Source organism: Ruegeria sp. ABV3_008 (genome assembly GCF_056161185.1).
In genome coordinates this window covers 31,429-48,489 of sequence record NZ_JBSWYP010000016.1, presented here as the reverse complement: position 1 = coordinate 48,489, position 17,061 = coordinate 31,429, and the positions used below count along the sequence as shown (strand labels likewise).

The 17,061-nt window shown below is 53.9% G+C and carries 14 protein-coding genes; 8 read left to right on the top strand and 6 right to left on the bottom strand.

What is annotated here, in order from left to right:
* The first annotated feature begins 465 nt into the window (after positions 1–465).
* The 6 genes from ACXAH8_RS20950 to ACXAH8_RS20925 all read left to right on the top strand — a co-directional run bounded on the left by ACXAH8_RS20950 (position 466) and on the right by ACXAH8_RS20925 (position 6,826).
* Positions 466–1,353 (top strand): LysR family transcriptional regulator, encoded by an 888-nt coding sequence (locus tag ACXAH8_RS20950; protein WP_475220489.1) that lies wholly within the window; start codon positions 466–468, stop codon positions 1,351–1,353.
* Positions 1,354–1,459: 106 nt separating this feature from the next.
* Positions 1,460–2,083 (top strand): NAD(P)H:quinone oxidoreductase, encoded by a 624-nt coding sequence (gene wrbA, locus ACXAH8_RS20945; protein ID WP_475220488.1) that lies wholly within the window; start codon positions 1,460–1,462, stop codon positions 2,081–2,083.
* A 58-nt stretch (positions 2,084–2,141) separates the two neighbouring features.
* On the top strand, positions 2,142–3,038 hold the full coding sequence (locus tag ACXAH8_RS20940) for an EamA family transporter (RefSeq protein WP_475220487.1): 897 nt from the start codon (positions 2,142–2,144) through the stop codon (positions 3,036–3,038).
* 130 nt (positions 3,039–3,168) lie between these two features.
* On the top strand, positions 3,169–3,564 hold the full coding sequence (locus ACXAH8_RS20935; RefSeq protein ID WP_475220486.1) for a hypothetical protein: 396 nt from the start codon (positions 3,169–3,171) through the stop codon (positions 3,562–3,564).
* A gap of 922 nt (positions 3,565–4,486) precedes the next feature.
* Positions 4,487–4,693: a hypothetical protein gene (locus tag ACXAH8_RS20930; protein ID WP_475220485.1), complete on the top strand. Its 207-nt coding sequence runs from the start codon at positions 4,487–4,489 to the stop codon at positions 4,691–4,693.
* A 156-nt stretch (positions 4,694–4,849) separates the two neighbouring features.
* Positions 4,850–6,826, top strand: a complete 1,977-nt coding sequence (locus tag ACXAH8_RS20925; protein WP_475220484.1) for a hypothetical protein — start codon at positions 4,850–4,852, stop codon at positions 6,824–6,826.
* A gap of 576 nt (positions 6,827–7,402) precedes the next feature.
* On the opposite strand, the gene ACXAH8_RS20920 is transcribed toward ACXAH8_RS20925, so the two are convergent.
* From ACXAH8_RS20920 to ACXAH8_RS20905, 4 genes are all read right to left on the bottom strand, one after another.
* On the bottom strand, positions 7,403–9,286 hold the full coding sequence (locus ACXAH8_RS20920; RefSeq protein WP_475220483.1) for an amidohydrolase family protein: 1,884 nt from the start codon (positions 9,284–9,286) through the stop codon (positions 7,403–7,405).
* Between the two features lie 69 nt (positions 9,287–9,355).
* Positions 9,356–10,534, bottom strand: coding sequence for a carbohydrate porin (locus ACXAH8_RS20915; RefSeq protein ID WP_475220482.1), 1,179 nt, complete (start codon positions 10,532–10,534; stop codon positions 9,356–9,358).
* Entirely contained in the window at positions 10,531–11,295 is a 765-nt protein-coding gene (locus tag ACXAH8_RS20910; RefSeq protein WP_475220481.1) for a DUF3299 domain-containing protein, read from the bottom strand. Before ACXAH8_RS20910 ends, ACXAH8_RS20915 begins: the two co-directional genes overlap by 4 nt.
* A 26-nt stretch (positions 11,296–11,321) precedes the next feature.
* The gene (locus ACXAH8_RS20905) at positions 11,322–12,734 is read right to left on the bottom strand and encodes an amidohydrolase family protein (protein ID WP_475220480.1); all 1,413 of its coding nucleotides are present in this window, start codon (positions 12,732–12,734) and stop codon (positions 11,322–11,324) included.
* Positions 12,735–12,851: 117 nt separating this feature from the next.
* On the opposite strand from ACXAH8_RS20905, the gene ACXAH8_RS20900 reads away from it, so the two are divergent.
* A complete protein-coding gene (locus ACXAH8_RS20900; RefSeq protein WP_475220479.1) occupies positions 12,852–13,865 on the top strand; it encodes an AraC family transcriptional regulator in 1,014 nt (337 codons plus the stop codon).
* 340 nt (positions 13,866–14,205) lie between these two features.
* Here ACXAH8_RS20900 and ACXAH8_RS20895 read toward each other — a convergent pair whose 3' ends face one another.
* Positions 14,206–15,447, bottom strand: a complete 1,242-nt coding sequence (locus ACXAH8_RS20895) for a cytochrome-c peroxidase (protein WP_475220478.1) — start codon at positions 15,445–15,447, stop codon at positions 14,206–14,208.
* 45 nt (positions 15,448–15,492) lie between these two features.
* Here ACXAH8_RS20895 and ACXAH8_RS20890 point away from each other — a divergent pair, with 45 nt between their 5' ends.
* Positions 15,493–15,963 carry a tetratricopeptide repeat protein gene (locus ACXAH8_RS20890; protein ID WP_170478075.1) on the top strand — a complete coding sequence of 157 codons (471 nt, stop codon included), beginning with the start codon at positions 15,493–15,495 and terminating at the stop codon, positions 15,961–15,963.
* Positions 15,964–15,993: 30 nt separating this feature from the next.
* Here the strand turns inward: ACXAH8_RS20890 and ACXAH8_RS20885 are convergent, their stop codons facing one another.
* Positions 15,994–17,055, bottom strand: coding sequence for a TRAP transporter substrate-binding protein (locus tag ACXAH8_RS20885; RefSeq protein ID WP_170378744.1), 1,062 nt, complete (start codon positions 17,053–17,055; stop codon positions 15,994–15,996).
* Between the last annotated feature and the right edge of the window lie 6 nt (positions 17,056–17,061).

Below are 17,061 nucleotides of genomic sequence, written 5' to 3'. Positions count from 1 at the left end.
TTGGGAAACCGGTAACTCGCCGTGGAGCGTAAAGAAGGCTGCACTTTGATTGTATGTGCTGAAAATTCTTTGGAAGTTCGTATTGCGACTTCAAGAGAGAAGCTTCATTGAACCTTTGAGACGTCTTTCCGCATCCTCTGCAATCGCCCTAAGTCTTTCTTGCCGAGTTGGCTCACTAGCAGCGTCGCTCACTGGTTTAGCATTGCTATTGACAGGGCGATCCGACTTTTCATTGTTCGACCGGCTTGGAACGTTTTTCGGTGTAAGCGGACTCGTAGATTTTGCCATTGCGCCTTACTCCTAGCTTCAATGAAAATAGAGCGATGATTGTTTTCTGGCAATCGCCCGGAAATCCACGCGAGCAACAGAGGCGCGTCGCCTCTTCGCACCAGCGACGCGGTCGTGTAACTTGCGGATCGTTGCGCCCAACTGGGCGGCTCAAGAAAACTGATCGGGGGCCTGGAGTTGGACAAACTGTCCGTCATGCAAGCTTTTTGCCGAATTGTTGAACGCGGTAGCTTTGCCCGCGCGGCGGAAGACCTTGGTGTTTCTCGTGCGCTTCTCAGCAGAGAAATCAAGCTTCTGGAAGAAAGTCTGGGAACCGTTCTCCTCACCCGAACGACCCGATCCATGTCACTGACTGACACCGGCAGTCTTTATTACCAAGATGCAATTGGAATTCTCGACGCGGTCGAAAAAACGGAGCAGACCATCAGGGATGGTTCAAAAGCAGTGCGCGGGCACCTTCGGGTAAATGCATCAAGCTCTTTCGGTCAAACCGTTATTGCGCCGATGCTGCCCGAGTTTTTGGAAGCCTATCCCGATTTGCGATTTACGCTTTCGATGGACGACAAGGTGATCGATATGGTCGAGGGCGGGTTCGATCTATCGATACGTATCCGCGCTGCCATGCCGGATTCAGCACTTGTTGCCCGACGGATCGGCGTGATGCGACAGCGGATTTTTGCGTCTCCTGACTATTTGGAGCGATGCGGGACACCGACCCAGCCGGCGGATCTAAAAAACCACGCGATCATTGGCTTTTTGCTTGCTGATCATTTGACGAGCTGGAAGCTCTCGGCCGCTAACGGCGTCACATCATTGGAACTTGATCCGCGTGTGAGGGTTGGTAACAGCCTCGTTTTGCGTGATTTGCTGATAGCCGGGCAAGGCATCGGAACTCTGCCCGAGTTCGTTTCTGATGCTCCTGAAGCTAGCGGGGCCTTGGTGAGAGTTCTTCCAAACCACGAATTGCCCGCGCCGGAAGTATTCGCCGTTACAGCATCTCGCTTGGGAATGGACGCAAAGGTCAAAGCCTTTCTTGATCATCTGCGCCTGGCTCTCAGGTCGTGACATTATTCAATACAGGTAAAGAGTGATGTCAAAGAGCGCGCCTTAATTGGCGGCGCAACAAGTTCCATTCTCTCAGGGAACAAGTCGCAGCCCTGAGAGGTATCCTATGTCACGTATTCTCGTTCTCTACTATTCAAGCTATGGCCACGTCCGCACATTGGCCGATGCAGAAGCTGAAGGCGCAAGAAGTGTTTCCGGCACCGAAGTTGACGTTCGGCGTGTGCCCGAAACTGTCCCTGAAGAAGTCCGCCAAAAGGCCGGCTATGTCGTCGATGATACACCTATTGCCTTGCCGACAGACCTGGAAAACTATGATGCAATAATTTTAGGAACACCGACCCGATTTGGCATGATGGCTGGCCAAATGAAGTCCTTCCTTGACCAGGCTGGCGGGCTTTGGGCCAGGAACGCACTGGTTGGTAAAGTCGGGGCGGTCTTTGCATCAACAGGTTCGCAACACGGTGGGCATGAGGCCACCCTTCTGACAACGCAAGTCCCGCTTCAACACTTTGGGATGCTGATTGCCGGAATGCCCTACACATTTGCTGGCCAGACTACATCAGAAGAAATCATTGGCGGCGCACCATATGGTGCCGGAACGATCGCCGGTGCTGATGGTTCTCGCATGCCAACCGAAACTGACCTAGCCGGAGCGCGGTTCCAGGGCGCTCATGTTGCAAGGATTGCAGCATGCCTCGCTGGAGCAAATCTGCAAGCGGAAGCAGCGTAATCCGCGCGCCTCTGAAGTCTCACTCAAATTCTCAAACGCCTCAGCCGGGAGACATACAATGTCCCGCTCAACCGATATTCTTCTCACCTCACTCGCCCCAGCGGTATGGGGAAGCACTTATCTGGTAACTACCGAAGCGCTCCCGGCTGGCTACCCGATTACCCTGGCGGCGTTACGAGCTCTGCCAGCCGGCTTGTTGTTGCTTGCAGTGACGCGCTGCGTCCCACCACGCGAATGGCTCGGTCGAGCTTTCGTCTTAGGCAGCCTCAATTTTGCTCTGTTCTGGGTGCTCCTCTTCGTTGCTGCGTATAGGTTACCCGGTGGTGTGGCCGCCACCCTAGGATCTTTGCAAGCAATGATCGTGATTTTGATGGCGTGGGGATGGTTGGGAACCCCAATACGACTTGGTGCACTCGGCGCCGGCGCGACTGGCGTAATGGGTGTGTCTCTGCTGCTGATCGGGCCAGAAGCACAACTTGATTGGATCGGTATAGCAGCGGGTTTGGGAGGAGCCGCGTCAATGGCTGCTGGCACTGTTCTCAGCCGGAAATGGCAACCTCCGGTCTCGGCGCTGAGTTTCACAGCGTGGCAATTAACAGCCGGTGGTTTGATACTGCTGCCAGTCGCGATGTTCCTTGAGCCGCCTTTACCTGCGCTCAGCGCGACAAATGTCGCCGGGCTTATTTGGCTTGGGTTGATCGGTGCTGCAGCAACCTATGCTCTTTGGTTTCGTGGCATAGCGCGCCTGGAACCCAGTGCAGTTTCGATGCTCGGAATGATGAGTCCTGTTACAGCTGTCGTGCTCGGCTGGGTATACTTGGGACAAACGCTTAGCCTCACCCAGTCCATAGGAGCAGTCGTAGTTATTGGCTCTGTTGTGGTTGGCCAAAGCGTGAGTCGCAGGGACAATTCGGGTTTGAAAAAATGGAGAGCGGTAACGGCTGGATCTGTTTGATGGGTTTGAGTCGCAAACAATGGGCTCTATCACGCAAGTGGGCGAGGAATGGCTCAGCGCCTCGCTCAGATCCGTTCGCCAGATCCCTAAAATATACAAGTCCTAGGTTTCCCCGCGTATGATAAAGGGGATGCGTTCTGGCGCCGCAGCATCCGGACGGTCCAAACCTCCTGTAGCAAAGGTCACATTGTGGCCGAACTCGCTAAGTGCTGACTGCGCTCAGGGCGTGCGTTATAAATTCAGTGCTGTCTTGCGTCGAAAACTGCGTTGGACGCAGCCAGTGAACGTCCCAGCCGACCTGGCGATGTGCATAGAAGACTACAGCATTGCGCGCGTGTTCTATACATACCTACTGGCCCCGTGTGCCAAACGCAAAACTCTCGCGCTAAAGACAAAAGTGCATTTCGCCCTGGAAATCGCCTTGTGGGCGAAGCTGAGTTTTGGTATTTTTAAGAAGCCGTTACGGCAGCACAAAGCAACAAGCAGTCAGCCAAGAACAACGCGCTTCTATGCCTATGTTCTTTGACACCTCATACCAGACCAACAAGAAACGCCGGCGCCGGGAAAATGACCGGGCAGCGAGTCACCTATCTGGAAGGTGCAGGAAAGATCACTTTGGATCGCTCCCCGGTGGAAAGCATCGGACGCCCCAAGTGGTTGCCGCCAGTCGTATGACGAAATGGCACAGAAAGACGGTTGCAATGTGCGTCGGGCTTAGACCCGGGTCACATCAACCGATCACGTCTAGGTTGGAGGAAAGCCGGACGTGTTGCTCAGTCGAAAGACTGTAACCGCTTGGCCGCAAAGCCGGGATCGGAGCGCTGCTAGGTCAATGGAAGCCACCTAGTGTTAGAAGCTCTTCACCACCTGTTATATGCAGATTATTCCCCCAAGACATCACAGAAAAGGTTTGCGTTGTCCTGGGGGGAAAGTCCTATTTCTGCAGGGATTTTTGATAGTCATTCATTCCGTGCATTTCATGCTTCTTCCGGCAGAAGAAACAGAACCGGTGGGCGCGAAGCGCCCGAAAGCGAGCGTTAGCCAGCGCGCAGGACTCGCGGCAGAGATGATCTCTACCTGAAGCACTTACAAGCTCGCGGCCTATGCTAGTCCGGGGCGGCGATAAACAAATAGACCTGAAAACATTTCTGCCAGAGCTGCACGCGCTCGCTGAAAAACACCGGGACCAAAACGAATTTATTCAACATCTGACATAAAATTTCTTGTAATTTAACGGATAAGGATGGGCTTCCAACTACCTTCTCTCCGAACCCGGCACTGGATCATCAATGCGATGTAAGCCAATCGGCGCAGGGTTCATGTTTTCAGCGACAAGCAAGCACTTAAATATAATAAAAACAATGATTTAAGTCAATTTTTCTCTTGCGATCCAGATTCCAATTGTGCGAGTCTGCGACCACCAAATCACATTAAAGAGGAATAGTTTCGTGCAGGCCACTGCCAATACTCAAGAAACCTATCTACCGGATCACATCTACCACGCACTGAAAGCAAAGCTGGAAAAGCTGGTGTCAGAACCGTTCGAAGAATGCGGCACTGACCCCGAGACCGAGATCATCACGGCTCTCGGTGAGATCGGAAACACTTGGCCAGTGTCGGTGCTGGACGATGCTCAGATCGCAGTCGCAGCCTAACGATACATACACTCAGATTTGAGAGACCCGCCGATGCAAGCCGGCGGTTTTTTTGTTGTCCTGCATCTATGTAAGTTGCGTTCCTTCCGGATTTTTGATCTTGATGCCCCTGATTGCACACGCTTCCAACCAAAACAATTATAGGCTGACTAAACTATGACAGATTTGAAGAGCGACATTGAGGGTCAAGTCGCCAGATTACCGCTGAAGCCCAGTGAGGCAACCTCTCTACTTCCAATGTTTGAAGCCGTCAGTAACTCGCTTTTTGCACTGTATGAACGCTTCGACGACAAGGGTATGGTTGAGAACGGTAGGATAGAAATTACTGTTCATCGAAATGAGCTTGAAGATAACGCCCCAGTCATAGGCTTCGACATTCTTGACAACGGTATTGGGTTGAACCAGCAGAACTACAATTCATTTTGCACCCCGTTTTCCCGACATAAACTTGATCGCGGTGGAAAAGGTGTGGGTCGCCTGGGGTGGTTGAAAGTATTTGAAAAAATCTCCATCGATTCAGCATACAAAGACCCCGAAGGTAAAATTGCGAAGCGAGCTTTCGATTTCGTTCTACGAAAAAACAATCAAGTCAGTGACAAAGAATGCCTTCGAGACTTCGATGACCTTACTGGGACGTTTGTTTCGCTGCGAGATTTCATTGGTGCTTTTTCAAGTTACTGCCCGGTCAAGGCAGAAACGATAATTCAGAGAACGATAGCGCACTTTCTTCCTGTGTTCGCAGCTGAGAACTCTCCGAAAATCACTATAACTGATGGAGAAACTACAGACCTGAGAGAAAAGTTCGAAAGCTACACCGTTAAGTCGAAAGAAGAGTTGATGGATGTTGAAATCGAAGGCGAAGTTCAACCTATCCTCCTGAGACACATGCAATGCAGTAAGGACATTAGGCCACGTGGCACAAAGAAGAATTGGATGTGCTTCTGCGCAAACGATCGCGGGGTGAATGAATTCGCCATTGATGACATGATTGGCTTGGGCATGTTGGATGGAGATCAAATATACATTGGGGCTGTTACTGGTGACTATCTGGACACGCACGTAAATCCGCAGAGGACCGGGTTCATTTTTGAATCCGATGACGGCAAAAGCATTAGGCAACAAGCAGTCGCGAGTTCAAAAAAATTCCTCGCAGAATATCTTGAGCTGGAAATCAAAAAGAAAAAGGAAATTGCTCAAAAAGTTATAAAAAAGAACCCGCAGTTTCTATACCTTTCGTCTGAAATTGAAGAGTTTGTTCGCGGGTTGGAACCTAGCTGTCAAAGCGAAGAGCAAATTTTCATGGCAATGGCACTTTCTCGGTCTAGGCGGCAGAGAAAATTTGCTCGTGTGGAACAAGATATCGCGACGGCTACCGTCTATGACCAACAGATTCAGCAAAAAGTCGAAGACTATAAGCAGTTTATCGTAGACGATAACAAGGGCAGCCTTGCCGAATACGTCGCCAAAAGGAAATCCATTCTGGATCTCTTGGACAAGCTCGTAGGTATCGACGAAGAGACCGGTAGCGACCATCTAGAAGAAGCCGTTCATAACCTGATCTGCCCTATGCGTGTCACATCTCAAATGATTGACATCGAAGATCACAACCTCTGGATTTTGGATGATCGTCTTGCGTTCTCTAACTTCTTCGCATCTGACAAGGCGCTTACCTCATACACGGAAGCTACGTCCACTCGGGAGCCTGATATCGCTCTATTGTATGACAGTTGCCTAGCTTGGCGTGAGAAAGAGAATTCAAGCGATACAGTCATACTGGTCGAGTTCAAACGGCCAAACAAGCCGTCTTACACCGATAAGACTGATCCTTTCATGCAGGTATTGGACTATGTTGAGCTCTTCCAATCAGGCAAATCAATCAGAGACAAAGATGGGAAGACAATCTCGAATGTGGGCAGAAACACTGCGTTTCACTGTTACATTGTCGCTGATTTAACTGACGGTCTTAAACGAAGACTTCGTGGCCAACTTGAGCACACACCAGATCAAATGGGAATGTTCGGATACACACGAAACCCCGACGCCTACATTGAAGTCATTCCATACCAAAAACTCATCTTGGATGCTCATGCGCGAAACGCAGTCTTCTTCAAAAAACTTGGTATCGAAAACTAAACAGAGAGCAACTGCACCACACATGACCCGACGTCACCGGCCCATTTTCGGGCCGGTTACACAGTTACACAAATACACGTAAGTCTTTGGTTTTTATATATTTGTCGGGAGTTCGAGTCTCTCATCACCCACCATCCTTCCCCCGCAGTGTATCAAGGTCTTACACGACTAGCGCCTCTTGGTACGTTGCGCATGAAACTATGTCCGCTGTGCCTGCGCTGCACTTAGACAGAAAAGATGTCTCCAACACAGGAGATAGGCGCAGGACAACGCTCTACATGCCATCTCAGAGAATACGGAATCTGCTGCTAAAAGGTCAGGTCAACGATGCTCCGGTCAATACGAAGTGGCCGCAAGAGACTGAGTTGCGCGCCAAGAAGTGTGATTCCTGAAGACAAGCAAAGCGGTCATGCAACCTCTGCGCAGCATATGGCTCGTTGGGCTCGGAGTGGTCATTCGATCCGATCTAACGAACAGCTGCCATTCGGAAAAAGCTGCCGTAATCTGACCGGATGCTGAAGATATACCTCAGCCCTAAGCAGACTTTCGTTTTTTGCTGCTCCAAGACTCTACAAATCAGTTTGCTCTGCGTTGTTCCGACTGATTAGGCCTAGACCCTCCCATTTTTGACATCATAGCCTTCGCATAGTCGCGTTTTGCCTGCGCAGGGTCCTCGAAGCGAGCATGCACGACGCAAAAGAAAAGGGCACCGTCATCTAGACCGTTGCGAGGCGTAAACCAATCAAACGGGTCGGTTGGCTTTACCGATGCAAACTGGTTGGTTGATGGCGCGGCGGGTACAATATTGGCTTCATTGTCTGTGATATCGTCAAGCAGTGTCGGACGTGCCGTGCCAGTATCCGGTGTGAGGATACCCATGATCTGCTCGCGACCAGCCGGAACAAAACGCCCGCTTTCCTCGATTGGAAACCGGATCGGCTGCCCTGCATAAACATCCCGCTGCACTTCGCTGTTCCGGACAACAATCGTTCCACTAACCAGCACATAAGGAATGCCTTCTGACGGCAGACCTTGCTGACCAAGGGTATAGTTCGCCTTTTCGGTCACAGTTTCCGGATCAAAAATCGTGATATCTGCGACCATGCCTTCCTGCATACGCCCACGCACCTGCATTGCACGCAAGCCAGTGTCACCCAATCGCTTCGCATGTATGTAACTCAGCTGCGTGAGCGTGAGCATCAGCGGCACATCCGCTTCGCGAGCCAGCCTCAAGACAAGCGCGTGGCTGCCTGCGGACCGAGGGTGCCCGGCATAGTCTTCGTAAGGGGCATCCCAACTCATCAGATTGCCCTCAATATCCAACCCGGCCATACCATCGCCCGAGATGCCATAGCCCGCGATGGTGATCCAATCATTCAACCATTGCTCTCTTGGCGGGCTAAAGACAATGGCCGTCCGTCCCGGTTCATTCTCAGCGAAGCTCAAGAATTCGTCTTTGGTCACAAAGCGATCAAGCTGGGGGTCAAAGATCGTATCTTCGTATTTGTACCCCATCGACCCTTCCCAGTTTTCGGGGGCGATGATTGAAGCGCCGTAGTTTCCCGATCCAGCAGTCCAGGGATAGTAGCTGGACCAGACGTTATAGCCTTGGTCGCGGGCCATTTGGAGCTTTTCCTGATTTTCCCACCACCCATAGTCATTATCGTGGTGTATGTGCAGCGGCGCGTCCAACACCATCGCATTGACAAGGATTTCGTTAACGCCGGTCTGTGTCTCGGTGGGCGTCGAAGCACTGGGATGAAACCGGTGATGCACCGAAGTTAGACGACCATAACGCGCAGCGGCCCGCTGAGCTTCGAACATCTCATAGGTTGTGATGCCTTCGCGAGCGTAGCCGATGGTCGATCCCACGCCGAGGGCTCCAAGACGAAGCCCCTCATCCAGTTGGGCAGTGATTTCGTTCATCTGTTCGCGGTTGCTTGGTACCGAGGACCAGCCCTCGACACCGTCTTCCACGGATTGTGCCCGCAGTGCGAAAAAGTTCCGGAAGTCTATATCCCCACCTTCCAGCACAAGGCCGTCATGCACCCGCATCCGTGCGAATTCTTGTCCAACGACCGTACCATAGTTTGCCTGTGTCGCACCTTCTCGCGCACTGTACCAGTCGTCGATATTCGCGGCCCCGACCTCAAAATCCATTTGCGTTGTAACGCCATCGCGAAGGTTTACCTTGATGCCCCAAGGGTCCAGCCCATGCTGTTCGAGATCGATGAACCCGGGCGCCACAACGTGCCCCGTCGCGTCAATTGCCTCGCTACCGTTAATTTCATCGTCAGTAATCGCAGTGATCCAGCCATTACTTATTCCCACGTTGGCGATCTGATCGAACCCGGTTTCCGGATCCATTACCCGACCGTTGAGGATCACCACGTCGTAAGTTTGCGCGACGCAGAAAGTGGAAAACACGGACAACGTGCCAGCCAGAAACAGGGTACGCATGGATAGATCCTCCCTTTGATCAGCAGAATTGCATATTTCAACGCTTTTGACGTCTGCTTTCGACCCACACTAGAAAACGATCCGGGTTCGCAGACCGATCAGCGTAATGCTATCCTGAGTGGGGTTCAGCAGCGGGTTCGAAATGTACTGGAGGGACGGTGTGATCTGCAGTCCGGGTGAGATTGAAAACCGGTAGAACGCTTCGAGCGTAAACTGGTCGCCATCTATGCCTCGTGCCTCGGCCCAGTTCAGGCCCAGACCGGCCAGATCGGTATTGCGACCATAGTAACCCAGACCGGCAGAAACCGACCGGTCATACAGCGCGGCGGTCCCTTTTGAGGCCCCTGCCCGAAAGAACGGCATCCACTTATTGTCAACAAACCAAGCGGCAGAAAACGCAGCACCGTAGTCTTCCGCCCGGCTGCCATCTTCGGCCGCATCCGCATGCCAGAGTGTCAAATGGACATTGTCGAAATAGATGCGATCAAAGCCGGACGTGTACCCAAGTTCGAGTGACTTGAAAAGATTGCCGTCGCTGAACACATCAAAGTTTGGATCAGACGGATCGGCGTTTGCGTCTGCAACGCTCGCGACGGCGTAGAAGTTTTCACGCAGCTTGATCCCACCCGCAATACCAAGGCCCGGGTTGGGCGCGTTTAGTGTCGGGTTGGTACTAAAAGACAGGTTTTGGAAACCACTGTAGGGGCTTACCAAACCATAAACGTCCAAAAAGTCCGTTACATCAATCTGCCCGAATTGCAGCGTCCACGAACCGTTTTCGGCCCTTTGGGTCCAGAATAGATTGGTCAACAGCAAACCGCTATCGTTGAAGGCTGTCCCGGTGATCGAAAGCGCTCCGCCATCCAGCCCAAGAAACTGCGGGGCCACATCGGTATAGCTATGCCGGTCTTCGATCTTGAATGTCAGGGAACCCCGTTCAGTCGCCTGCCAACTCCCGTAGAAACGCGCAATTCCGCTGGCCGCTTCGCCAGTTCCCAGATCAGCATTCGTGGTTTGGCCCAGCGCCAGGTAGTCAATATTGAACCGAAACCCACCCTCAGCCAGCCGGTCTTTCCACTCAAACCAACCCGGTGCGATGTTGCGTGGAAAATCTGAACGATATTGTGGGTCGGTGAGCCCATCTCCGGGGGTAAGATCAGCTTCGACCGAAGAGGGCCCGGACAGTCCTTGCGCCGAGGCGGCGCCAGCGACAGCAATACTTAGTGTAGCAGCCAGAAGTCTTATCATTCAGACGCCCTTGCACCACCGGTCTTGCGATTGCCCGCCGCACGGATGCGATCAGCGGCACGCTGCTTCCATTCCAGCCTGTCTGCCTTGGTTTCCAGAGTTTCGACGCTTTCCGTTTCCAACTGGAAAGTCGCGTTCATCGGCATCTGGCCATCCACAACCATCATGTTCTGAACAGACGGATCGATGGTCAGCATGCCCGTCAGCCGAACGGGTTCATGGAAATAGCTGGGCGCCCAGTCCCCGTTCAATCGCACACGGATCATCTGGTTGGGCGGAGGTGGAGGCATGTGACTGCACATCCCGCGTTCCGGCACCAAATAAGCCACAGCCCGACCGTCCGGATCATTCGGAGCAGGAATGGCAAAGCCTGCCAGTGTGATTGTTTGTCCGTCGAATTGTGGATTTCCGTTTGTCCCCGCCTTTCTCCGACGTTCCATCACAACTTCGCGCTGATCGAGCAGCCAGTCGACATCAATTCCATCAGCAGCCAAGGCATCCTCAGTCTCGGTCAAAAGCACGTGCCACTTTTGCCGTTCTTCTTCGCTGCCACCATCCTGCTGCAGCCTGCCGCGCAATCGAACGACGTAAAGAACATCATCGAATTGTTCAGGGCTGAGATCACGATAGGGGTCTTCAAAAACCTGCGCAGATGGGTCCGGTAGGTCTGACCAATCCAATGCCGTTTCAGGCGTCGCCAGCGCAGGATGGCCACACCAAACCAATCCTGCGAATACGACAGAGCGAAACCAATGGTGCATAAATACTCTCCGGCAATCTGGGCGGGTCAATTCAGTGTGTTTTTGTAGATAACGCCGTCCTTCATGATCAATCGGATCGTCTCGGGGCTTTCAGGCCTCGGGTCGGCACCGAACCATTGATCACCCGTACCAACCACCGAGAAATCTTCGAGCGGGTTACCGTCGATCAACAGGATGTCGGCATAGGCGCCTTCCTCAATAACGCCGAGCTGTCCTTCCGTGAACGGGTTCGTGAAGTCGCCGGACAGCGCCACCACTTCCCCGCCCGTGGATGTCAGCGTCACTAACGACGTGTATGGCCCAAAGAATTCGTTGTTGAGGTGTTTCTCATAGGCGATCTGGATGTTGCACGCCTCAACGGACCCGACGCAATCGGTCTGGAACCCACGCTTGACCGGGCATTCGCGCATGTTGTCGAGATAGCCAGCAAAGGTTGCCGAGGCGGATTTTGCCTTCGCGAGGCTCGCCGGCACGTTGGCGATAGACGGAATCTCCAGAAGGCCAGGGTCGAATGCGGTCAGGTTTGTCGTGATGAAGGCACCCTTTTCGTTCATGACCTCGGCAATCTCGCAGTCGAAGGCAAAGCCGTGCTCGATCGACATCACACCGGCATCCAGCGCATTCAGGATCGCCTCCTTCCGGTAGGAATGAGCCATGACGTAGCTGCCATACTCATTGGCAACCTGCACCGCGGCTTCAATCTCTTCCTTCGAGCCCGCCAGGAGTTGCCAGGGGTCGAAGGCCGACACCACGCCGCCGGATTGCAGGAACTTCAGCTGGGTTGCCCCCATCCGGAAGTTGTTTCGCGCGAAAAGGTAGACGTCGTCCACACCGCTCACTTCCTGCGAAATGTTCAGGCGGCTCATGTTGGATTCCGCGCCCGGAGGAGATGTGAAATTGGCGAAGTCCGAATGGCCACCGCGCGTTCCGATAAAGGCCCCCGACGGATAGAAGCGAGGCCCGACTATCTGTCCTGCTTCGATTGCCCTGCGCAGCCCTCCGTTTGCCCCCCCGGCATCCCGGACTGTGGTGAAGCCTTGCATCAAATACATCTCGGCCATACGGGCGCCGTGAATGCCGAAGTCTTCCCACGTGGTGTTGGCCTCCATCGCCGGAAGCGACGGCCCCATCAGCATCAGGTGTGCGTGCAGTTCGATAAACCCGGGGGTCAGTGTCCGCCCCTCTCCGTCAATGACCGTGGCATTGGGGGCATCAATCGCATCGGTTGAGACGGCCTTGATCAGGTTGCCCTCGACCAAAACGCTGGCATTTTCGATACGCTGTTCATTCACACCGTCGAAGACATGCACGTTGGTAAACAGCGTTTGGGGTTCTTCCTGATCCTGAGCTTGTGCGGGCGCTGAAACAGAGAGACCTGCGGCGACAATTGCCGCCGAGCAAAGAGACATTCGCAGACCGGACATAAGTACTCCCTTCATATTCGTGTTTTGCCAACTGTAGCCCGGAAAATTTTGCCTCGGTTGCCAGTTTCGCACTAGGATGTTCGAATGTGACTGCAAAAATGGCCACTGATCACAGCATTTGATCCTGAAAGGGTGACGAAATTGCCGTTCAACTCTACCTCTCAAGAGCATAGCGAAGGGTTCATTCGCCTCGCGTTGGCAGCTCCGTTTCTGCAGTATCTCACTGACCGCGAGATCGATCCGCAACCCGCTTTGGATCAGGTCGGCTTGAAGTCCGAACTGTTGTCTGACCCTTCTGTCTATGTCCACTCAGAGCTGGTCTACGGGCTGCTAAACGCCTTCTCAGATGTGTCAGGCGACCGATACCTTGGCCTGAATGTAGGAGAGACTTTTGACCTGCAGGAATGGCCTCCGTTCGCTCAGGCCCTGCAATCAACAAACTCGCTGTTCGAGTTCTTTACCCGCTTTGTTGGGCTTGTCCCGCAGGAATCAAATTCCGTGCGGCACAGCCTTGTCATCGAAGCGGACAAAGCAACTTATCGCATCGAGAGGCAACAGGAACCCGCTGTCCCACCCATTCAAGTGACCGGTTTTGGAGCCGCAATCTATGTACGGCTTCTGGAGACTGTGGTCGGAGAGTCCTGGGATTCCTCGCGTGTGCGGTGGGAAAGCCGGTATATTACGGGTCTACCGGTCAACTACAAAGGGATCGAGGTTGGCTTGGGACCTGATCCCGGAATGCAAATCAGTTTTCCTGTGGAATGGTTGTTTCTGCATCATGCCTCTGAGGGTTCTGCTAAACACATAGCCTCAGCTGGACAAAACGAAGAAGTAACGGTGGTGGCCGCTTTGCGATCCGTCTTACGCGACAAACTGGACGAAACCGATCTGGGACCAGAGGTTGTGGCCGGACTACTGGGAATACAGCCGGAACGGTTTCTGAAAGCGCTTCAACAACAAGGCACAACACTCCCCCGCGAAATCAAACGGCTGCGTGTCGATGTCGCCAAAGAGCACCTCAGAGATGACAAGATGACAATTGCGGAGATCGGTCTATTCCTTGGCTACTCCGACAAGTCCCATTTCACTCGCTTTTTCCGAGGTCAAACCGGAATGACACCGACCAAATTCCGCCTTGGTGCGTAATTTCGTTGCAACTTTGGGACCGCTTGCACCCTCACATAAAGTGCGGGTCGACAAGAATTTGCGACGGATTCTTGGAGCCCTATTCAAGGATCGCAGTGGGGAAATTGCCCCATACTGGAAACACGCCACTCACAAGAACAGTGCGTCAGATATCTAGACCTATCTTGTCAGATCAAATTGGTTTGATACCGTTTTGGATACATGTTTTTTTGTATCGCGACGCTCGACAGAGTCTTCTTCTCTGCAAATCATTTCATCCCAAGATCTTCCCAAATGAGAAATCCAACAAGGACGGCAGGGTACGACTTCTCCGACATAGCCTTGCCGATGTGAGGGATGGCTAAGGAATAAATCCTTTCGGCACTCCGAACTTCAATGAATCTACGCTGGTACCTGTCAATGAATGCAGAAAAGCAATCAGGTTTTGAATTTCCACCTCCGTGAGTTGGATTGGAACAATGTCGCTTTTATTGCGTTGACGCTCCATTTCATAGTCGTCCTCCCACACTATGAAATCGGTTTTTTGCAACCATGGCACCTCGGGCAAAGCAGCCATTTCAGGCCTCCAACTGTCTAGGCTTGCCTGTGGGTTCAAGTGATGGCGAATGATGCTTTCAAGATCGGGGAAAGCTCCATTGTGACCGTAGGGCGCGGTCAGGGCAACGTTGCGCAACATAGGGGTGCGGAACCTATAGGCATCCTCTAGACGGTTGCTTTCACCCATGCGGCCGACATCTCGGACGAAGGGATCCCACTGCCGGGTGCGGCCCGGTCCAAAGGGCGGCAAACCCAAGGCATAGAACTTCTGATCTGACATCAGCGGTCCGGCGTGGCAGCTGGAGCAGCGGGCTTTGCCGTAGAAAAGCTTCATCCCATCCAATTGGGCCGGCGAGAGGGCATTCGTGTCACCCGCGCGGTAGTGATCAAACGGGCTGTCGGTGCTCCGCCACTCGATCGCCATGAAAGCGGCCAGAGCGTTGGCGACTTGCGTAATCGTGATGTCTTCGGTCGACTCGACCTCATCAAAGGCAGCGACGATGGCCGGGCCATAGCGTGGATCGGTGCGGACGCGTTTCGCCAGAATAGGCCAGCCTTTGTCGATCCGATCATGCACCGCGCCAGTGACTTCATTCTCGGCCACATTGCCCGCCATCTCGAATTGTGAGGTCAGGGGAAACAGAGCCTGCGCCGCCAGCAGGGAATTCAGGCCCTCGGGCAGCCACTCCTGCGCTGGGGAATTGAAGCCGTTGCCGTAGACGTCTGAAATACTCAGCCTGCCGTCGTGAAAGACTGTGTGAATCTCCCTCGCCCCAAGATTCCACAGGCCCGGAGAGTTGCGAGGGATGCGTTTGCGTATTCTGTCTGCTCCGGTGCCGGGTGTGCGGTCCAGTCCCAACCCCTGCCCGCCTTCTCCTATGCCCAGTGACAACCCGTCAGAGGTGCCGAAATCCGGGTGGTGGCAATGGGCGCAGCTGATGTTCTGGTTGCCCGACAGGATCGGGTCGTAAAACAGTTGATGACCAACGGCGGCCTGTTCCATATCAAATGGGATAAAGTCATCATCGGTTAGCGGTCGCGGCATCTCCTGTGCCGTAGCGGCCCCAACCCAGAAGAGAGCAACCAACCCATGCGTCAGCTTGTTTTCGCCCTTTGCATATTTGCGTCTCCGGCTCTGGCGGAACTGGAGCAAGCGCGCGACATGATGGAAGCCGGACAGTTCGAAGCCGCGCGTGAGGAGCTTCTTCCAGCCGCTCGCTCGGGCAACGCCGAGGCTGAGGAGCTGATCGGCGTGATGTATGGGCTGGGTCTCGGGGTCGAGCAGGATTACGAGCGCGCCTTTGAATGGTATTTGCGCGCCTCGATGAAGGGGCATCCGGGGGCTCAGTCGGGCGTTGGCTGGTACTATGAATTGGGTCTGGGTATGCCCGCGCCCGATCTGGTGCGTGCCTATATGTGGTACACGCTGAGCGCGATTGGCGGCGACCCCGATGCGGCGATCAGCCTTGAGGAAGTGGTCAAGAAAATGTCGCCGGAGCAGATCGAAAGAGCGCATGTGCTGGTCAACGACTACAAAGGGTGGATGTACCCGTTTCGGTGAGGGCCGGGCCACAAAGCCCGGCCATTGTACTTAGTTCAAGTCCGCATCGCGCGAGGCGTTTACATCGGCCTCAGCGGCAGCAACCGCTTCGGTCAGCGCGCCAAAGATTTCGTCCCCACGGGCAACGTTGGACTGGAACCAATCATACACCGGGGTTGCGGCCTCTTTGAACGCAGCCTTCTGATCTGGCGTCAGCACGTAGAGGTCTCCGCCACCGGCGACAAAATCCTCATAGGCCTGAATCGACTTGCGCTTGGGCGAGGCAAAGGTGGCCTGTTGCAGCGCATAGAAACCGTCGACCACGACGCGGCGCATATCCTCAGGCATCTCCTGGAACTTGGCGTTGTTCATCCACCACAGTGCGCCCATATAGGCGTGGCCGTCCAGCGTGACATATTGCAGACCCGCGTCGGGGAATTTCATGCCCATGATGTCGGTGATGCCGTTCTTGGAGCCTTCGACCACGCCGGTCTGAAAGCTTGTGAACAGTTCCGGCCACGGGATCGGAGTCGGCGACGCGCCCAGGGCTTTGACCAGCTCCTGCGGCAGGTCGGCGACCACAGTGCGGATTTTCAGACCTTCCATATCGGCAGGCTCGGCGATGCGACGCTGGGTGTTGGCGAAGTTGCGCCAGCCGCCGGTGTTGCCAATGGTCATCAAGCGGATTGCGCCGCCCGAGTCCTCCAGCGCCATGTTGCGCATGGTGCGGGTGAAATCACCCGACAGAACATGCTCGGCAATGCGGTCATCAGCCATCAGGTAAGGCAGGTCCAGAACCTGCACGTAAGGAAAGATGCCCGAGGCCCCGCCCGAGGTGGAGATATAGATGTCGATCGTGCCATCGGCCACGCCTTGCAGGCATTCCGCGCCGTTCGAACAAAGTTGGGTGCCGATGAACAGCTCGACCTCAATCGCGCCGTTCGAGGCGGCCTCGACATAGTTCTTGAAGACAATCAGACCATCATAGTCTTCGTCATTTTCGTTCGAGTTGGCAGTGGCGCGCAGCGTGTAGTCGGCGGCTGTGGCGGCCATAGCGGACGCGGCCACGAGCGATGTGGCCACCGCTGCGGTTTTGATGAAATCTCTGAGCATGCGTTT